This window comes from Kribbella sp. NPDC059898, from assembly GCF_042730855.1.
GTDB lineage: Bacteria > Actinomycetota > Actinomycetes > Propionibacteriales > Kribbellaceae > Kribbella.
The window spans coordinates 148093-163370 of sequence record NZ_JBHWKR010000014.1; the positions used below are offsets into that span (position 1 = coordinate 148093).

Annotated in this window: 18 protein-coding genes and 1 pseudogene; 7 read left to right on the top strand and 12 right to left on the bottom strand. The window is 69.6% G+C overall.

Annotated features, from left to right (window positions below; all coding sequences use genetic code 11):
* Window positions 1-67: 67 nt before the first annotated feature.
* On the bottom strand, window positions 68-718 hold the full coding sequence (locus ACFV9C_RS34770; RefSeq protein WP_380200340.1) for a DUF1345 domain-containing protein: 651 nt from the start codon (window positions 716-718) through the stop codon (window positions 68-70).
* A gap of 91 nt (window positions 719-809) precedes the next feature.
* Between ACFV9C_RS34770 and ACFV9C_RS34775 the strand changes: the two genes are divergently transcribed.
* Window positions 810-1253, top strand: a complete 444-nt coding sequence (locus tag ACFV9C_RS34775; RefSeq protein WP_380200342.1) for a hypothetical protein — start codon at window positions 810-812, stop codon at window positions 1251-1253.
* 3 nt (window positions 1254-1256) lie between these two features.
* Here the strand turns inward: ACFV9C_RS34775 and ACFV9C_RS34780 are convergent, their stop codons facing one another.
* Both ACFV9C_RS34780 and ACFV9C_RS34785 read right to left on the bottom strand, forming a co-directional pair.
* Window positions 1257-1643 carry a hypothetical protein gene (locus ACFV9C_RS34780; protein ID WP_380200344.1) on the bottom strand — a complete coding sequence of 129 codons (387 nt, stop codon included), beginning with the start codon at window positions 1641-1643 and terminating at the stop codon, window positions 1257-1259.
* Window positions 1644-1718: 75 nt separating this feature from the next.
* Window positions 1719-2048, bottom strand: coding sequence for a cupin domain-containing protein (locus ACFV9C_RS34785; protein WP_380200346.1), 330 nt, complete (start codon window positions 2046-2048; stop codon window positions 1719-1721).
* 32 nt (window positions 2049-2080) lie between these two features.
* Between ACFV9C_RS34785 and ACFV9C_RS34790 the strand changes: the two genes are divergently transcribed.
* Window positions 2081-2566 carry a GNAT family N-acetyltransferase gene (locus ACFV9C_RS34790; protein WP_380200348.1) on the top strand — a complete coding sequence of 162 codons (486 nt, stop codon included), beginning with the start codon at window positions 2081-2083 and terminating at the stop codon, window positions 2564-2566.
* 161 nt (window positions 2567-2727) lie between these two features.
* On the opposite strand, the gene ACFV9C_RS34795 is transcribed toward ACFV9C_RS34790, so the two are convergent.
* From ACFV9C_RS34795 to ACFV9C_RS34815, 5 genes are all read right to left on the bottom strand, one after another.
* Window positions 2728-3843, bottom strand: coding sequence for a ring-opening amidohydrolase (locus ACFV9C_RS34795; RefSeq protein ID WP_380200350.1), 1116 nt, complete (start codon window positions 3841-3843; stop codon window positions 2728-2730).
* Window positions 3833-5005 carry an amidohydrolase family protein gene (locus tag ACFV9C_RS34800; protein WP_380200352.1) on the bottom strand — a complete coding sequence of 391 codons (1173 nt, stop codon included), beginning with the start codon at window positions 5003-5005 and terminating at the stop codon, window positions 3833-3835. The genes ACFV9C_RS34795 and ACFV9C_RS34800 overlap by 11 nt, the downstream gene beginning before the upstream one ends.
* Window positions 5006-5008: 3 nt before the next feature.
* Window positions 5009-6232, bottom strand: coding sequence for an amidohydrolase family protein (locus tag ACFV9C_RS34805; RefSeq protein WP_380200354.1), 1224 nt, complete (start codon window positions 6230-6232; stop codon window positions 5009-5011).
* A gap of 87 nt (window positions 6233-6319) precedes the next feature.
* A complete protein-coding gene (locus ACFV9C_RS34810) occupies window positions 6320-6985 on the bottom strand; it encodes a GntR family transcriptional regulator (protein WP_380200356.1) in 666 nt (221 codons plus the stop codon).
* A gap of 10 nt (window positions 6986-6995) precedes the next feature.
* On the bottom strand, window positions 6996-7898 hold the full coding sequence (locus ACFV9C_RS34815; protein WP_380200358.1) for a hypothetical protein: 903 nt from the start codon (window positions 7896-7898) through the stop codon (window positions 6996-6998).
* Between the two features lie 73 nt (window positions 7899-7971).
* Between ACFV9C_RS34815 and ACFV9C_RS34820 the strand changes: the two genes are divergently transcribed.
* The 4 genes and pseudogenes from ACFV9C_RS34820 to ACFV9C_RS34835 all read left to right on the top strand — a co-directional run bounded on the left by ACFV9C_RS34820 (window position 7972) and on the right by ACFV9C_RS34835 (window position 10645).
* Window positions 7972-8133 (top strand): hypothetical protein, encoded by a 162-nt coding sequence (locus ACFV9C_RS34820; protein WP_380200463.1) that lies wholly within the window; start codon window positions 7972-7974, stop codon window positions 8131-8133.
* Window positions 8130-8249: pseudogene (locus tag ACFV9C_RS34825) on the top strand (ankyrin repeat domain-containing protein); the annotation flags it as partial. The gene ACFV9C_RS34820 and the pseudogene ACFV9C_RS34825, both read left to right, overlap by 4 nt.
* Before the next feature lie 12 nt (window positions 8250-8261).
* Complete coding sequence (locus ACFV9C_RS34830) at window positions 8262-9041, top strand: ankyrin repeat domain-containing protein (protein WP_380200461.1); 780 nt, start codon at window positions 8262-8264, stop codon at window positions 9039-9041.
* A 44-nt stretch (window positions 9042-9085) separates the two neighbouring features.
* Window positions 9086-10645, top strand: coding sequence for a N,N-dimethylformamidase beta subunit family domain-containing protein (locus ACFV9C_RS34835; RefSeq protein ID WP_380200360.1), 1560 nt, complete (start codon window positions 9086-9088; stop codon window positions 10643-10645).
* A 3-nt stretch (window positions 10646-10648) separates the two neighbouring features.
* Here the strand turns inward: ACFV9C_RS34835 and ACFV9C_RS34840 are convergent, their stop codons facing one another.
* The 3 genes from ACFV9C_RS34840 to ACFV9C_RS34850 form a co-directional block, all read right to left on the bottom strand.
* Window positions 10649-11371 carry a polysaccharide deacetylase family protein gene (locus ACFV9C_RS34840; RefSeq protein ID WP_380200362.1) on the bottom strand — a complete coding sequence of 241 codons (723 nt, stop codon included), beginning with the start codon at window positions 11369-11371 and terminating at the stop codon, window positions 10649-10651.
* 24 nt (window positions 11372-11395) lie between these two features.
* Window positions 11396-12628, bottom strand: a complete 1233-nt coding sequence (locus ACFV9C_RS34845; RefSeq protein ID WP_380200364.1) for an alpha/beta hydrolase — start codon at window positions 12626-12628, stop codon at window positions 11396-11398.
* Window positions 12629-12880: 252 nt separating this feature from the next.
* Window positions 12881-13303, bottom strand: a complete 423-nt coding sequence (locus ACFV9C_RS34850) for a MerR family transcriptional regulator (protein ID WP_380200366.1) — start codon at window positions 13301-13303, stop codon at window positions 12881-12883.
* Between the two features lie 66 nt (window positions 13304-13369).
* Between ACFV9C_RS34850 and ACFV9C_RS34855 the strand changes: the two genes are divergently transcribed.
* The gene (locus ACFV9C_RS34855) at window positions 13370-14128 is read left to right on the top strand and encodes an SDR family NAD(P)-dependent oxidoreductase (protein ID WP_380200368.1); all 759 of its coding nucleotides are present in this window, start codon (window positions 13370-13372) and stop codon (window positions 14126-14128) included.
* 213 nt (window positions 14129-14341) lie between these two features.
* On the opposite strand, the gene ACFV9C_RS34860 is transcribed toward ACFV9C_RS34855, so the two are convergent.
* Complete coding sequence (locus ACFV9C_RS34860; protein WP_380200370.1) at window positions 14342-15259, bottom strand: aldo/keto reductase; 918 nt, start codon at window positions 15257-15259, stop codon at window positions 14342-14344.
* Between the last annotated feature and the right edge of the window lie 19 nt (window positions 15260-15278).

Consider the following 15278-nt stretch of genomic DNA (forward strand, 5'->3'; position numbering starts at 1 on the left):
GGCCGACTGTAGGTTCGGAAACCGGTCCGCAACACCCCCTGCCGGTTCCGGAACTGGTTCCGGAACCTCAGCTCGAGGCGATCCCCGCGACCAGGTTGATCGTCGCGGCCAGGATGACCGTCGAGAAGACGTAGGCGAGCAGGCAGTGCCGCAGTACGACGGCCCGGATCGCGCTGGTGGACACGCTCGTGTCCGACACCTGGAAGGTCATGCCGAGGTTGTAGCTGAAGTAGAAGAAGTCCCGGTACGACGGGACCTCGGCCTCGTTGTTGAAGTCGATCCCGCCCTCGGGCTCCCGGAAGTACAGGTGCGCGTACCGGGCGGCGTACATCAGATGCACCGTCGCCCAGGTCATGAACACCCCGACCAGCCCGACCGCGGCGGCCGTGTGCCGGGTCCCGGAGTTGCCGAGCACCAGCAGTACGCCGATGCCGCTGAGGCTCGCGAGCGCCGTGATCACCACGATCAGCTCCTCGGCGAACGGCCGGAAGTCCTCGCGGCGCGCGTACTCCCGGGTCCGGTCCGCCGACATCGGCCAGAGCACGGCCACCCCGGTGCCGACGAAGGTCGCGGTCGCGACGGTGATCCCGGCGAGAACGCCCAACGGAAAGTTCCCGAGAACGCCGACCACGAGCAGTACGGCACCGCCGACGACCACCGCGATCGTCAGCCGGAGGAACGGATGGAGCAGCGCAGCACGGGTCACGTCGGAAGACATGTTGCCACCGCCAATGAATTCTGTCGCCCGCCGCACGCCGTCGTGCGCCACACTGGTACGGGTCCGGCAACGATCGACGAGAGGTTCCGTGATGGACAAGCTACGGGTCAAGGATGCTCTGCTGGCACACCTCGAGGCACACCTGCGGGCGACCGACGCCGCCGTCGGCCGCGAGGACTCGGCGGCCCGGCTCGATCCGGACACCGTGTTCTCGGTCGACGACCAGTCCCAGTCCGACGAGGCCGGCGACCTCGGCGGGCTGTTCGAGCACATCGGTGAGCGCGAGCACAGCACGGTCGACGAGGCCGCCCAACTGGACTTCGCCCCGGCCACCGAGGTCCGGCCGGGCGCGATCGTCGTACTCGACGGCAGCCGGTACGTCGTGGGCGTGATCAGCTCGCCGTTCGAGTGCGACGGCGCGACGTACGAGGGCATGACCACCGACGCACCGCTCTACGGCGCGATCAAGGGCCTGCACGGCGGCGACAAGTTCACCTACGACGCCACCGAGCACGAGATCGACGCCGTGTACTGACCGTCAGCGGAGCTGCAGCGAGTAGACGTGCAGCCCCTCGGCCTTCGCGTGCCGGCTGAGGTGCTGCAGGTCGGTCAGGAAGTCGACCAGGTCAGCCGCCTTGAGCTCCGGGACCAGCTCCGCCCACGGCGTGGCCAGGTCCTGGAGTTCGTCCTGGTCCCGGTCGGCGATCTCGCCGGCCAGCCGGTCGCCCAGGCGGGCGAGCCCTTCGACGGAGGTTTCCAGCCAGCGCTGCTCGTCGTCGGGGAGGTCGTCGACCGACTTCCCCCAGACCAGCTCGATCAGGACGCGGAAATCGCCGCCACTGAGTGTGATCGCACTGGTGAGCTGCTCGTCGTCGGACTGCTGCGGAGCATCGGCATCGTCGCGGGCCGTGTAATAGGTAGCCATACCTGCCATCATCCGCAGAATCCGGCGCCGCGGGAGGTGCTTTGTGCCCGCTGACGACAAACTCTGTCGGCGGCGTCAGTGCAGGGCGACCGACAGCACCAGTACGGACGCGGCCCGCGCGTGCACGTCGTGACGCTGCGGCGGGACCGCCACCAGCTCGCCCGCCTGCAGCTCGACCTCGGTGTCACCGGACCGCAGTACGACCTCACCCTGCAGGCACATCAGCGAAGCGTCGCCCGGACTCTGGTGCTCACCGAGCGTCTGCCCCGTGTCCAGCGCGATCAACGTCTGCCGCAAACGCGCACCGCCGCGCCCGTACAACGTCGTGGAGCTCCGCCCGTTGTCACTCTTCCGCGCCAGCTCGAGATGAACAGCCGCCAACTCTTCAACCCGCAGTACGTCCATCAACCGATGGTACGACTCGATAGCATCACGGGATGTCCACCGCTCCCGGGGTTGCTGTCGACGTCGCAGTACTGAGCGATCTCGACGACCTGGTCCGGCTCGAGGCCGGCCTGTTCCGCGACGACGCGGGCGCGCACGACCCGCTCGTGGACACCACCTGGCCGGACCGGCACGCGCGGGAGGACTTCGTCCGCCTGATCGACGGTGAGTCCGCCGTCGTGCTCGTCGCACGGTACGACGAGCACGTCAGGGGTCATCTCGTCGGCTACCTCTCCGCGCCGTCGCCGACCCGCTTCGACCGCCGTACGGCGGAGATCCGCAGCCTCTACGTGGACAGCGCCGTCCGTACGAGCGGTATCGGCCAAGCCCTGGTGACCGCGTTCATGGGCTGGGCCCGCGCCCACGAAGCTGTTGCAGTGGGCGTGAGCGCCTACGCGGCGAACGAAGGCGCCCGGGCGTTCTACGAACACCTCGGCTTCGCCGAACAGAGCGTCACCTTCCGTCTCCCGCTCGGTTAGGTGGTGTCTGGTAATTCCGCGCCGTAGCGAGGAGGTGCCCGGTGCGGTAGCTCGGCGTGCGGGGGCGAAGGTCTCGATGCGGAGCATCGTGGCCTTTGCACCCGTGCGGCGAGATGCCGCACCGGGTGCCCCGCAGTAGGCGGGGAATTGCCAGACACCACCTAGTCGCCGACGTCGACCACCACGGCGAGGGTGCCGCCACCGACAGGGCCTTGGTGGGTGGCGGAGCCGGAGATCCAGATGAGGTTGTCCTGGAGCCAGCCGGCGAACATGCCGGCGACCGCGGCTTTGACCTCGGTGCCGTAGGCCGGGTTCTCGACGACCTGGCGGCGGCCGCGGAGGAGGCCGTTGGGTGGGGGGCCGATCTTGACGTAGACGGCAATGACGCGGGCGCGTTGCTCCGGAGTCAACGGGCCGGTGCCGACGTCCATCCCGGCGCGGCGGAGTGCGCGAGGGAGAGCGTCGACGTCGAGCAGGTCGGCGACCACCGCGTGGCCGACCCGCAGCCTGCCGCCGGCGCCGGCACGGTTGCCGAGCAGGATGAGTTGAGTGTCCGGTCCGCCGGCGGCGCCTTCCCATTCGTTCGCGGAGATCGAGGCGCGGCCGGTCCACACGTCCATCCGGACGCCGACGTCGTCCCCGTCGAGCACCGGCAGACCCTCGACCGCCGTACCGATGCCGAGCGCGGCGCTCCCACTGGTCCTGCGGAACAGTGTGTAGTCGTCGTACGCCGGGATCGCCCGCCCCTCGGCCCGCGCCGCCGCGAGCGTCTGTTGCGGGACGTGATACGCCTTTCCGATCACGTACTCCGCCATTTCCGGCTCGATCCCCGCCTCGGCGGCCGCGGCCCGGACGGCGGCCGCGGTCTCCTCGATGACGCGCGACGTACCGGTCCACTCCGGCTGCATCTGAGCGGTCCGAGCCGTGCCTAGGGCGAGCCGCGGACCACCGTCCGCGGCCGGTTCCGCGGGCCGGCGGCTGTAGACCACGAGCTGCGGCGTGAGGATGCCCATGCCGCCCGACGTGAACACCATCGGGAGCTGCGCGATCTGGTCGTCGGAACGGGTGCCGTGCTCGGACAGGAACCCCCGGATCGCCTGATCGGCGTCGACCCGGCTGGTCTCACCAGGAGTGCAGCCCTCGGTCTTACCGGTCACCGCAACGACGTCGTCGGGCCGCAGTCGGCCGTCGGCGACCAGCCGCGCCAGCCCGGACACGTCCTTGGAATGCCCCAGCGGCACTTGCACAGCATCGACAGCCATCGGTTCACCGGACATCGCTGATCTCCTCCGCAATCACACCACCTGCCTTGACGACAACCCGTTCGGCGGGCAGCCCAACGATCGCCTCGCCAACCGTTGCGCCCGGCAACAGCACGAAATCGGCGGCAGACCCCTCACAGACACCGTGTTCCGGCAATCCCATCACCCGGCCCGACGTCGCGAGGTCCACGGCGAACTGCAGGTCCTCGTCGCCACCGAACCCGCACCGCCACGCCAGCAGATACGCCTTCAGCACCATGTCCGACCGGTTGAACGGACCCCACGAATCCAGTTGCCCATCGCAACCGACCCCGACCGCGACACCAGCCTCGGCCAACGCTTTCAACGGCGGCATCGGCCCACCGGACGGCACGCACGTCGTCACGCCGATCCCGGCCTCGGCCAGGTCGTCGATGATCCGCGCCGCCCGGTCCGGAGACACCGAACCGAGGAAGTCCGGATGACTGATCACCACCGGCCGCGGCAACTGGACCGCCTTCGCCCGCTCGATGATCAGGCTCGCCGAGAACGCTCCCAGCTCACCGTGCTCGTGCAGGTGGATGTCGACGCCGGCACCGTGCCGCTCGGCCAGTGTGAAGATCAGGTCGACATGCTCGACCGGATCCCGTTCGTACGAACACGGATCCATCCCGCCGACGACGTCGGCCCCTGCGGCCAGTGCCGCGTCGAGCAGTTCCGCCGTACCCGGCCGGCCGCTCACCCCGCTCTGCGCGAACGCGATCACCTGCATCGTGAGCGAGTCCCGCAGCTCGTCGCGGACCTGCAGCATCCCTTCGACGCCGCTCAGCCCGATCTCCGTGTCCACGTCCGCGAAGGCGCGGGTATGCGTCGCGCCGTTCGCGATCATCACCTCGGCGTTCCGCCGGATCTGCGTCGCGGCGTCCCAGTCCGGCGCGGTCCGCATCGCCCGCTCGTCGGCGAGCAACTGGTGCAGGTCCCGCGGCTGCCGCGAGTACCAGGGCCGGCCGATCATCGACTTGTCGAGATGCGAGTGCGCGTCGACGAACCCCGGCAGCAGCACCTTGCCGGTCCCGTCGATCGCCCGGCCGCCGGGCGGCGCCTCGATGCTGTCCGCGATCGCGGACACGGTCCCGCCGTCGACGAGTACGTCGTACCGCCCGGTGCGGTGCGGCAGCAGTACGTTCTGGATGATCACAGGTCACAGGTCCTTTCCGGCGTACACCTGCACGCCGCGGTGGAAGACGTACCGCCGAGGTGTCCGCCGGGCGATCGCCTCGGCGGAGCACGTCGCGGGCGTGAGGAAGAAGCTCGCCTGGTCGCCGACGGCCGGCCAGCCGCGGGTACGGTCGGCCCGCCAGCGGCCGGCGTCGCCCGCCGCGTAGTGCAGGGTCTGCGCGATACCCCACTCGTCGTACGCGCCGATGCGCTGGGCGAGGATCCACAGCTGCTCGACCAGGTCGCCCGGCCCGAACGGCGTCAGGATGTCCATGATGCTGTCGCTGCCCAGGGTTACCTCGACACCGGCTTGCTCCAGGGCCGTGAACGGGAGCAGCGAGCCGCCGACGCCGACCGTCGTACCGACACTCACCTGAGCGGCGGCCAGCCGGCCGGCCAACGCCCGGACCGTGTCCGGCGACGCCCCGGACAGTGCGTTCGCGTTGCTCAAGGCAACTCTTCCCTGCCAGCCCGTCCGCTCGACGTACGAGAGGATCTGCGAGATCTCGTACAGCCCGAGGCTGCCTCCGTCGTGCAGGTGGAAGTCGATCCCGGCGCCGTGTTCCACGGCCAGCCCGAACGTCACGTCCAGCGCCTTCGCCACGTCGCCCTCGATCCGCGCCGGATCGATGCCTCCGACAACGGTCGCGCCGAGCCCGAGCGCCTCCTCCAGCAGCGGCACGATCGTCCCGTCCCGGAGGCCGTGCTGCGGATATGCGATCACCTTCCAGTCGACGTCCGCACGGGACCGCAGTACATCGAGGAGCCGCTCGACGTTCCGGGTCCCGACGATGTGGTCGACGTTGCAGTGCGCCGCGACCTCGGTGGTGCCGTTGGAGATGAGCAGGTCGAGGATCGCGTTGCTGCGTACCGGGATCTGCTCGGACATCTCAGGCAGCAGCCGCTCCTCCTCCGCCAGCCACGACCGCCCCGGGACCGGCGCCCGCCACGGCCCGCCGTAGAACGTCTTGTCCAAGTGGATGTGCAGGTCCCGCATCGCCGGCATCAACAACATCCCGCCCGCGTCCAACCTCCGCCGGCCGTCGTCGGGCGCCCGTTCTCCCCGCCGTACGTCGGCAATCACACCGTCCTCGATCCGTACGGCGCCGACATCGACCTGCGTCTCGCACGCCCCGTCGCCCCGCTCCACGACCCCCGCCTCCAGCCCGACCCGATCGAGCCACCAGTCGTGAGATTTTGTATTCATTTCAACCCTTTCAGCACGACAGAGTCGGTTGTCAGAGATGAAATGTATACATTTTCGCCGACGGAGGCTAGGGTCAAGAAGCGCCGGTCACGCGTCCGGCCGACTCTCCCGCAGCATCTGCAGGGCCGGTTCGCGGCCGGACTCGATGTGGGCGAGCATGATCGACTCGGCCAGCAGTTCGTTGCCGTCGGCAATTGCCTGGGTGACGGTGCGGTGCTCGGGGCTCGGGCTCTTCGGGTCGCTGCGGATCGACAGGTAGAACATCCACACCAGCCGCCCGGCGACGGCGGCCATCAGCGACGTCATCAAGGCGTTTCCGGTCGCGGCGACGACCTCCTGGTGGAAGTCCGCGTTGGCCTGCGCGACCGCGAGCGCGTCACCGGCCCGGATCTGCGCCTCCGACTCCTCCAGCCGCTCCCACAGCCGGTCGAGCTCGGCCTTGCCGTCCGCCGCCCGCCGCGCGGCCAGCCGGGCGGCCTGCCCCTCGATCGCGATCCGTACGTCGAACACATGGTGCACGGCCTCGTCGGTCCACCGGCTGACCACCACGCCGCGCCGGGGGAAGCTCTGGATGAAGCCCTCGACCTCGAGCTGCGGCAGCGCCTCGCGCAGCGGGATCCGGGACACGCCCAGCTCCGCGGCGAGGCTCTGCTCGGTCAGCCGCTGACCCTGGGGGTACACGCCCGTGATGATGCCGCGCCGCAGCTCCTCGTACAGCCGCGACGACAACCGCGGCCCGGACGTTTGCTTCACCCCGTCATCCTTACTCCGAACTGCTCCGGTCGGCCAACCCTACCCCCGCCGTCCGCAGCAGCTCCCGGCCCCACGACGCACGCTCGGCCGGGCCGGTCTGCGCCCCCGCATCGCGCGCCGACCGCAGTACGGCGACGAGTTCCGGTACGTCGAGGTCCGGCTGCAGGGCGAGCCAGTCCTCGTCGTACAGCGGCATGTCGAACTCGGCGCGGTGGATGTCGAGGACGTACTCGACATGCCGGTCGGCCAGTCGCGCGACGATCGCCTGCCACGGCAGGTCGCCGTCGCCGATCGGGCGGAGCCGGCGGGCGAGTCCTTCCGGCGTACGCACGACCCAGGTGTCGTCGACGAAGACGGTGTGGACCAGGTGGGCCACCCGGTCGAGAGCGCGGAGCGGATCTTCGAGGCGCGTGACGACGTTGACCGGGCTGAAGCCGACCTGCAGACCGGGCACATTCTCGGCGAGCCGGCACAGTTCGAAGGTCGTCATCTCCTCGTGGGTGCGCATCACCAGCGGACGCTCGGCGCGAGCGACCAGCTCCCGGAGGCCCTTGTGTCCCACGTCGAGCTGCTTCGACCAACTCGCGAGCCCTGCCAGGCGATCCGCGAGTACGCCGAACGACGTGTGGAAGGCCGTCGCTCCGAGCGTCTCGCCGGCCGCCAGCAGTACGACCTTCTCGTCCATCCGCAGCCGATCGGGGTGGACCTCACCGATGCCCACCTCGAGAGTCACGCCGTACCGGTCCGCCTCGGCCCGCACCTCGCGCAGCTCGCCGGGATCGAGCTGGGGACTCGCGACCCGCGGCGACGGCAGCATCAGCACCCGCCCACCGAGCCCGGCGAGCTCTTCGATCGCCGCCACCACCCGGTCACCGTTGAGATCCCGCGGCGTGGCACCACTCAGCTCGATCATGCTCTAATGTATACAACTTCTCGCCTTGAAGCACCATACTGCCGCTTCAGTAGCTCATCTGTATACTTTCACCATGCCCTTCGACCACGAGCTGATCGCCGCCGCCTGGCAGAACGACGTCCCCGAGGCCGCTCGGCTGATCGCCGCGGGTGCCGACGTCAACGCGCTCGACGACACCGTCCAGAGCGCGTTCCTGATCGCGGCCAGCGAGGCTACCTCGACCTGCTCAACCTGACGCTCGCCCACGGCGCGGACGTCCACAGCCTCGACAGCTACCACGGTACGGCGCTCATCCGCGCCGCCGAACGCGGTCACGCCGCCGTCGTCGGCCGGCTGATCCAAGCGGGTGTCGCAGTCAACCACGTGAACAACCTCGGCTGGACCGCGCTGCACGAGGCGGTCATCCTCGGCAAGGGCACCCCGCAGTACGTCGACACCGTCCGGCTGCTGATCGCGGGCGGCGCCGACCGCAACAAGCCCGCCGAGCGCGACGGTACGACGCCGCTCCAGGCCGCGACGTCCGACGTACTCGCCGTCCTGCGGACCGCCCGCCCGGAGTACCCCACGACCGCGTTGCTGCAGGCGGCCACGACCGGCGATGCGAACCTCGCGGCGGCGGCGCTGGCCGCCGGCGCACCGTTGGAGTACCGCGACGGCAACCGCCGTACCGCCCTCCTGCTGGCGTCCCTGAACGACAACGTCGACGTCGCCAGGCTGCTCGTCGGTCTCGGCGCCGACCCGAACGCCCAGGACGATCGCCAGGACTCCGCGTGGCTCGCGACCGGCGTCACCGGCAGCGTCGCGATGCTCGAGACCCTGCTGCCCGCCGGCCCCGATCTGAACCTCCGCAACCGCTTCGGCGGCATCTCGATCATCCCCGCCAGCGAACGCGGCCACGTCGACTACGTCCGGCGCGTGCTCCGGACCGGGATCAACGTCGACCACGTCAACAACCTCGGCTGGACCGCGCTGCTGGAGGCCGTCATCCTCGGCCACGGCACCACCCGCTGGCAGCAGATCGTCCAGCTCCTGCTCGACGCCGGCGCCACCCGGGACCTCGCCGACGCGGACGGCGTCACCCCGCTGCAGCACGCCCGCGACCGCGGGTACACCGCGATCGCCGCACTCCTCAGCCAGGTGTAAGGGGTCGTGTGCCACCATGGTGCGCGATCTCGGGGAGGAATCACATGGGGGCTGCGCGGACACTGGGGATCGGCGCACTGGTGCTGGCCTTGGTCACTGGTTGCCAGGGCGCGACGAGCAAGACGTCGACCGACAAGCCGACACCAACACCCAGCGGTACGACGAGCCAGCCGGCCAAGGCCGCCGAGGTCCAGTGGCAGATTCCGAACCGCCTGGTGGCCAAGCCGATGGAGCTGTCCGGGTACGCCGACCACGTGAGCGTTCGCAGCGGCGAGGCGTTCCGGCTGTTCGCGACCTCGATGGGGCACCCGTTCACCGTCCGGGCGTTCCGGATCGGCTGGTACGGCGGGGCCGGCGCGAAGCTGATCTGGACCTCGCCGGAGCTCAAGGGCACCAAGCAGCCGCAGCCGATCCTGACCAAGGAGCGGATGGTCACCGCGATCAACTGGTCGCCGACCACGACCGTGCAGACCAAGGGCTGGCCCGCCGGCAGCTACCTGTTGTTGCTCCGGGCATCGACCGGCCGGGAGAACTACGTCCCGATCGTGATCCGGTCGGACTCGGCGCGCGGCGCCGTACTGATCGTCAGCGGGGTGAACACCGACGAGGCCTACAACGGCTGGGGCGGGTACAACCTGTACGGCGGACCGGCCAAGCACTCGCACGACCAGCGGTCGCTGATGGTCACCTTCGACCGGCCGTACGCCCACAACCCGGCGCGCGGCGTACTGCACGACAACCTTCCGCTGGTCCAGCTGGCCGAGCGCAGCGGCGTACCGCTCGCGTACGCGACCAGCGTGGACCTGCAGGCCGACCCCGGGCTGCTCGCCGGTGCCCGCGCGGTCGTCTTCGGCGGGCACGACGAGTACTGGTCGCTGCCGATGCGCGCGGCGGTCACGAAGGCACGTGACGCCGGGACGAACCTCGCGTTCCTGGGCGCCAACTCGGTCTACCGGCGGATCCGGTACGCCGCCGATCCGCACGGCCCGAACCGGATCATCGTCGACTACAAGGACGCCGGCCTGGACCCGATCCACAACGCGCCCGACACCACGGTGAACTGGCGGCAGAACCCGTTCCCGGACCCGGAGAACAGCCTGGTCGGCATGCTGTACGAGTGCTTCCCGGCCACCGGCACGTTCACGGTCCGCGACCCGAACTTCTTCCTGTTCGCGGGCACCGGCGCCAAGGCGGGATCGGCGTACCCGGGTCTGGTCGGCAACGAGGCGGACCGCGCGTATCCGATCAAGGGGACGCCGGCGAACCTGCAGGTGGTGGCGCACTCGCCGACGACCTGCGACAAGCGGCACACGTTCTCGGACTCGACGTACTACACGGTGAAATCCGGCGCGGGCGTGTTCGCCACCGGGTCGATCGAGTGGGTCCGCGCACTGCAGGGCCCGGACCCGAAGTACGGCGTCGTACCGGTGTCGGTGGCGTTCGCGCAGAAGGTCACGCTGAATCTGTTCACCGCGCTCGCGGCCGGGCCGATGGGACAGACGCATCCCGCGGTCGGGAACCTGGCGAGCGTACGGGACCTCGCCACCACCACGACGGGAACCGGCGGTCCGATCGGGAACGCACCGGGGCCGAGCGGCGACTGAGCCTCAGCAGGACAAGGCGGGGAAGCCGTAGCCGCGCGCGGCCAGGTCGGGCAGGAGCTGGCCCAGGGCGGCGACGGTCTGGGAGCGGTTCCCGCCGCCGTCGTGCATGATCACGATGGCGCCCGGCTTCACCGCGGCCAGAACCCGCTTGACGATCACCGCGACGCCGGGGCGCGACCAGTCCCTGGGGTCCACGTCCCAGAGCACCTGCTGCAGGCCGTCGCGACGGATCTCGGTCAGCACGCGGTGATCGGTCGCGCCGTACGGCGGCCGGAAGCAGCGGGACTGGATGCCGTTCGCGACCTGGGCGTGCAGGGACGCCGGTGAGAGCTTGGTCAGCTTCGGGTGCGACACCGAATGGTTTCCGACCGCGTCACCGGCCGCGCGCACCGCGTCGACCAGGTCCGGGAACCGGCGGGAGTGCTGGGCGAGCATGAAGAAGGTCGCGTGCGCGCCGTGCTTCGCGAGCATCGCGAGCACCCGCGGCGTCCACACCCGATCGGGGCCGTCGTCGAAGGTCAGGTAGACGACCTTCCCGTGCCCCTGCTTGATCGGACCGGTCGGCCGGGGCAACGGTCTCGGCGACACCGACGCCGTCGCATGGGACGGCTCACTGGCTCGAGCGTTGCGGTTGCCACCGGAGATCACCGCGTGCAGAGCCCACACGACGAGGATCGCGCCGACCAGCAACGCGGCCGGCAACCTGGCCTTTCGCCATATCCTCACGAGAGCTGACGCGATGCCGCGCTCTCAGGTTGTCCTGTGCCCGGCGAGTTGGTCGACCAGCCAGGGGAACGCCGTCGCGAACGCCGGTGCCGCGAACTGCCACGTGTGCGTGCCCGGGGAGATCTCGACCAACGACCTGATCCCTACCGCGGACGCCGCCCTGGACAGCTCCTGCGCCTCGTGCTGATGCCGGATCTCCTCGGTGCTGGTCAGGAACACGCCCGTCAGGTTCGTGTAGTGGCCGTGGGCGCGCATGACCAGCAGCGCCTCGTTGGCGTGCTGCGCGGCGACGTTCCCGCCGTACAGGTCCTTCAAGGTCTGCGCGGGCGTCCCGGTGTACGGCGCGAGGTCGCCGGAGATGTCGACGAAGTGGTGGAACACGTGCGGGTACTCGACCACCAGGTCCAGCGCACACGTCCCGCCCATCGAGAACCCGCCGACGGCCCACTGCTCCGGGTTCTTCGAGGCGCCGAACGTCTTCTCGACGTACCTCGGGATGTCCTGCGCCAGGTGGTCCGCGGCGTTCCCGCGCGGACCGTTCACGCACTCGGTGTCGTTGTCGAAATGCCCCGTCGCGTCGGCGAAAACCAGAATCGGCGCGTACCCCCGATGCAGGTGCGCGTAGTCGTCCGACGTACGGACGGCGTCGCCGAGCCGCACCCAGTCCGCCGGTCCGCCACGCTCGCCACCGATCAACTCGACCACCGGCAGCACCGGCCGCCGATGACCGACGAACCAGATCGGCGGCAGGTACACCAGCTCCTGCCGGTGCTCGAAGTGGCTGTCCGTCGCGGGGATCGTCACCTCGACCAGCTTCCCCGCCGCCGGGACACTCGCCGCTCCCGCCGCGCGCACCGCACCCGGCAACGACGTCTGCCCCGGCAACGGCTTGTGCGTCCAGTCGTTGAACGCCGCCCCGAGCGTCGGGTAGTAGCCGACGAACTGGTTGATCCCGTTCGCACACGCGAACGCCGCGAGCCCCACGGCCAGAACCGCCGTACCGCGCCGCCACCACCGCGCACTACGCCACCCCACCACCAGCACCAGCAACGCCCCCGCCGTCGCCGCCAGCCAGAACCACACCACGAACGGCACTGGATCCACCTGCCGAACCGCCCTGGCCCCCGGATACGCCGCCAGGAACCCGAACAACACCGTCACCCCGACAACTACCGGCAGCACCCGCCACCGCCACCACCGATCCCGCCACCCCACCGCAACCAGCAAAACCCCACCGGCGACAACCTGCACCACCACCGGAAACCAACCCCGCAACAACGACCACCCCGTCACACTTTCGAGAGTAGCGCCGCGGAAACCCGGTCATGCCCTCACTGCGCGGCGGCCCCGCAGTCCGGCGCCGGAGCCCGCCGACGCAGCACCCGACAAACTGGAGCATTCGACAACCCGCTTCTCACCCAAAACCTTCCACGGCCAGGCACCGGAAAAACGCTGTGACGCCCGACCCCGGACCGAAACAAGAAAGCCGGTGAGCTTCGGTTGGCGACGCTATCTGGATTCCTGTGCAGCGAGTGCGAGCGACTCCGCATGCTCGCGCAGCATCCGGTGATGTACGGCGCACTCCTCCAGATGCTCGTGCCGGCACGCCAGCATGTGCGCGAGGGCGGCCTGCGCTTCCTGGGTCCGTCGTAGCCGCTCCTCGAGCTCTTGTTGCTTCGCCGATGCCAAGGCCCGCCACTGCGGAGTACTGCGGCCGACGGGATCAACGAATGCCGCGATCTCCGACAGGGTGAATCCGGCCAGCTTGAGCAGGTCGATGAGCGCGACCTGCTCGATCGCGGTCTGGTCGTACGTGCGTTTGCCCCCGGAGCGACCTGTGGCCCGTAACAGTCCCTTGCGTTCGTAGAAGCGCAGCGCTGAGGACGCCAGACCGGTCCGCGCCTGCAACTCGGAGATCGACAGCTCGCTCATTTGACTTGAACCGTAGTTCAACCGGCAGGGTCAGTGGAACACATCCATCACAGGAGGTTCCAGAAAATGCCGAGTGGACGCGCAGCCGTCGTCACGGGCGCAGGCCGAGGGATCGGCCTGGCGATCGCGCAAGCTTTGGTGGAGGACGGGTACGCCGTCGTCGGCGGCAGTCGTACTGTCACAGAACAGCTGGCGAAGATCACCGCCGATGCGGTCCAGGTCGACCTCGGCGCCGCAGACGGGCCGGCCCGTCTGGTGCAGCATGCTCTCGACCGGCACGGACGACTCGACTTACTCGTCAACAACGTCGCCGGTACGGCGAACCCGGCCGGTGGCTTCGGGGAACTCGACGACGACGCCTGGCTGCACACCGTCAACCTGACCCTGATGGCAGCCGTCCGCGCGACGCGAGCCGCGCTGCCCAGCCTGCTCGAGCACCGCGGCGCGATTGTCAACATCAGCTCGGTCAACGCCAGGCTGCCACAGCCCCGGCTGATCGCACAGTCGGCCGCCAAGGCAGCGCTCACCAACCTCGGCAAGTCGCTGGCCGAGGAGTACGGCGCCCGCGGCCTGCGGGTGAACACGATCGCCCCCGGTCCGGTCTGGACGGATCTCTGGGCCGCTCCCGGCGGCCCTGGCGACATGCTTGCCGAACGCGCCGGCGCGGAGCGCGAGCAGTTACCCGCGGTCCTCGGAATGTCCACAGGCCGGTTCACCGAGCCCCGCGAGATCGCCGACCTGGTCGTCTTTCTGGCCTCCGGCAAAGTAGGCAACATGAGCGGCTCCGAGATCGTCCTCGACGGCGGGATGATGAAAACCGCCTGAGGGGCCTAGGCAGGCTGTCCGCTCAAGCCTTCGATGGCATTGCGTGAGCGGCGACGCCGGCCTGCGCGGCGTCCGCGTCGGCAGCGGTCCGGCTGACCAGGTGCTGAGTCATCTCGAAGTTTCTCCGCCTCGCTCACTGCGCTCTGCGGCTCGTCGTTGAGCCCGCTCGCGCCCAGCTCCGTTCCAGGACGGCCCCGGACGGACGGGGACCGGTTAGGTACGAAGGGCGGACACTGCGGCCAGCTCCGCCCATAAGGTCGGCGGGACAGGTTTGTTCATCCAGTAGCTGTTCGCGGTGATCTCCGCGGGAGTGGCGGCGCCGACCAGGACGGTGGTTACGGCAGGATGTTGCAGGGGGAACTGAAGTGCGGCCGCCGGGAGCTCGGTCTCGAATCGTTGGCAAATTGCTTGCAAGCGTTGGGCTCGGGCCAGCACTTCCGGGGCGGCTGGGCGGTAGTCGAATCGTGCGCCGGGTGACGGGTCCGCCAGGATTCCCGAGTTGAAGACCGCGGCGGCAACCACCGCTACGCCGCGCTCGAGGCACAGGGGCAGCAACTCCTCCTCGGCGCTCCGGTCCAGGAGCGTGTACCGGCCGGCCAGGAGCACCAGGTCGAGATCGGCGCGCTGGACGAACCAGGCCGGCAGGGCGGGCCAGTTGACCCCGAGTCCGATGGCTCGTACGACGCCCTCCTCGCGCAGCGCCCGCAGTGCGGGGTATGCCTCGTCCAGGGCTTGTGCTCGGTACTCGTCCGGATCGTGGAGGTACACGATGTCGACGCGGTCCAGGCCCAGTCGTTGCAGGCTCTGATCCAGGGATCGGCGGATGCCGTCGGCGGTGAAGTCGGCGACCGGTGTCCCGTCGGTGAGCTGCCAGCCGACCTTGGTCGACAGGACGAGTTCCGCTCGGGGCTTGCTCCGCAGCGCGTTGCCGATCAGCGTCTCGGACACGCCGTTCCCGTACCTGGGTGCGGTGTCGAAGTAGCGGACCCCGGCCGTCCAGGCCGTGTCGACGACCGCGGCGACCTGCTCGCCGGACATCGACTCGTAGAGTCCGCCGAACGGCGCACCGCCCAGTGCCAGGCGGCCGACCGCCGGCCCGCCGCGCCACAGCTCGCTACCAGCGTCGCTCATCGGATCGGTCCTCCAAGGC

Excerpts from the sequence above, each read along its gene's own strand:
- ACFV9C_RS34770 (WP_380200340.1), bottom strand. The coding sequence starts at position 718 with ATGTCTTCCGACGTGACCCGTGCTGCGCTGCTCCATCCGTTCCTCCGG.
- ACFV9C_RS34775 (WP_380200342.1), top strand. The coding sequence starts at position 810 with ATGGACAAGCTACGGGTCAAGGATGCTCTGCTGGCACACCTCGAGGCA.
- ACFV9C_RS34780 (WP_380200344.1), bottom strand. The coding sequence starts at position 1,643 with ATGGCTACCTATTACACGGCCCGCGACGATGCCGATGCTCCGCAGCAG.
- ACFV9C_RS34785 (WP_380200346.1), bottom strand. The coding sequence starts at position 2,048 with ATGGACGTACTGCGGGTTGAAGAGTTGGCGGCTGTTCATCTCGAGCTG.
- ACFV9C_RS34790 (WP_380200348.1), top strand. The coding sequence starts at position 2,081 with ATGTCCACCGCTCCCGGGGTTGCTGTCGACGTCGCAGTACTGAGCGAT.
- ACFV9C_RS34795 (WP_380200350.1), bottom strand. The coding sequence starts at position 3,843 with ATGTCCGGTGAACCGATGGCTGTCGATGCTGTGCAAGTGCCGCTGGGG.
- ACFV9C_RS34805 (WP_380200354.1), bottom strand. The coding sequence starts at position 6,232 with ATGAATACAAAATCTCACGACTGGTGGCTCGATCGGGTCGGGCTGGAG.
- ACFV9C_RS34815 (WP_380200358.1), bottom strand. The coding sequence starts at position 7,898 with ATGATCGAGCTGAGTGGTGCCACGCCGCGGGATCTCAACGGTGACCGG.
- ACFV9C_RS34820 (WP_380200463.1), top strand. The coding sequence starts at position 7,972 with ATGCCCTTCGACCACGAGCTGATCGCCGCCGCCTGGCAGAACGACGTC.
- ACFV9C_RS34835 (WP_380200360.1), top strand. The coding sequence starts at position 9,086 with ATGGGGGCTGCGCGGACACTGGGGATCGGCGCACTGGTGCTGGCCTTG.
- ACFV9C_RS34850 (WP_380200366.1), bottom strand. The coding sequence starts at position 13,303 with ATGAGCGAGCTGTCGATCTCCGAGTTGCAGGCGCGGACCGGTCTGGCG.
- ACFV9C_RS34855 (WP_380200368.1), top strand. The coding sequence starts at position 13,370 with ATGCCGAGTGGACGCGCAGCCGTCGTCACGGGCGCAGGCCGAGGGATC.
- ACFV9C_RS34860 (WP_380200370.1), bottom strand. The coding sequence starts at position 15,259 with ATGAGCGACGCTGGTAGCGAGCTGTGGCGCGGCGGGCCGGCGGTCGGC.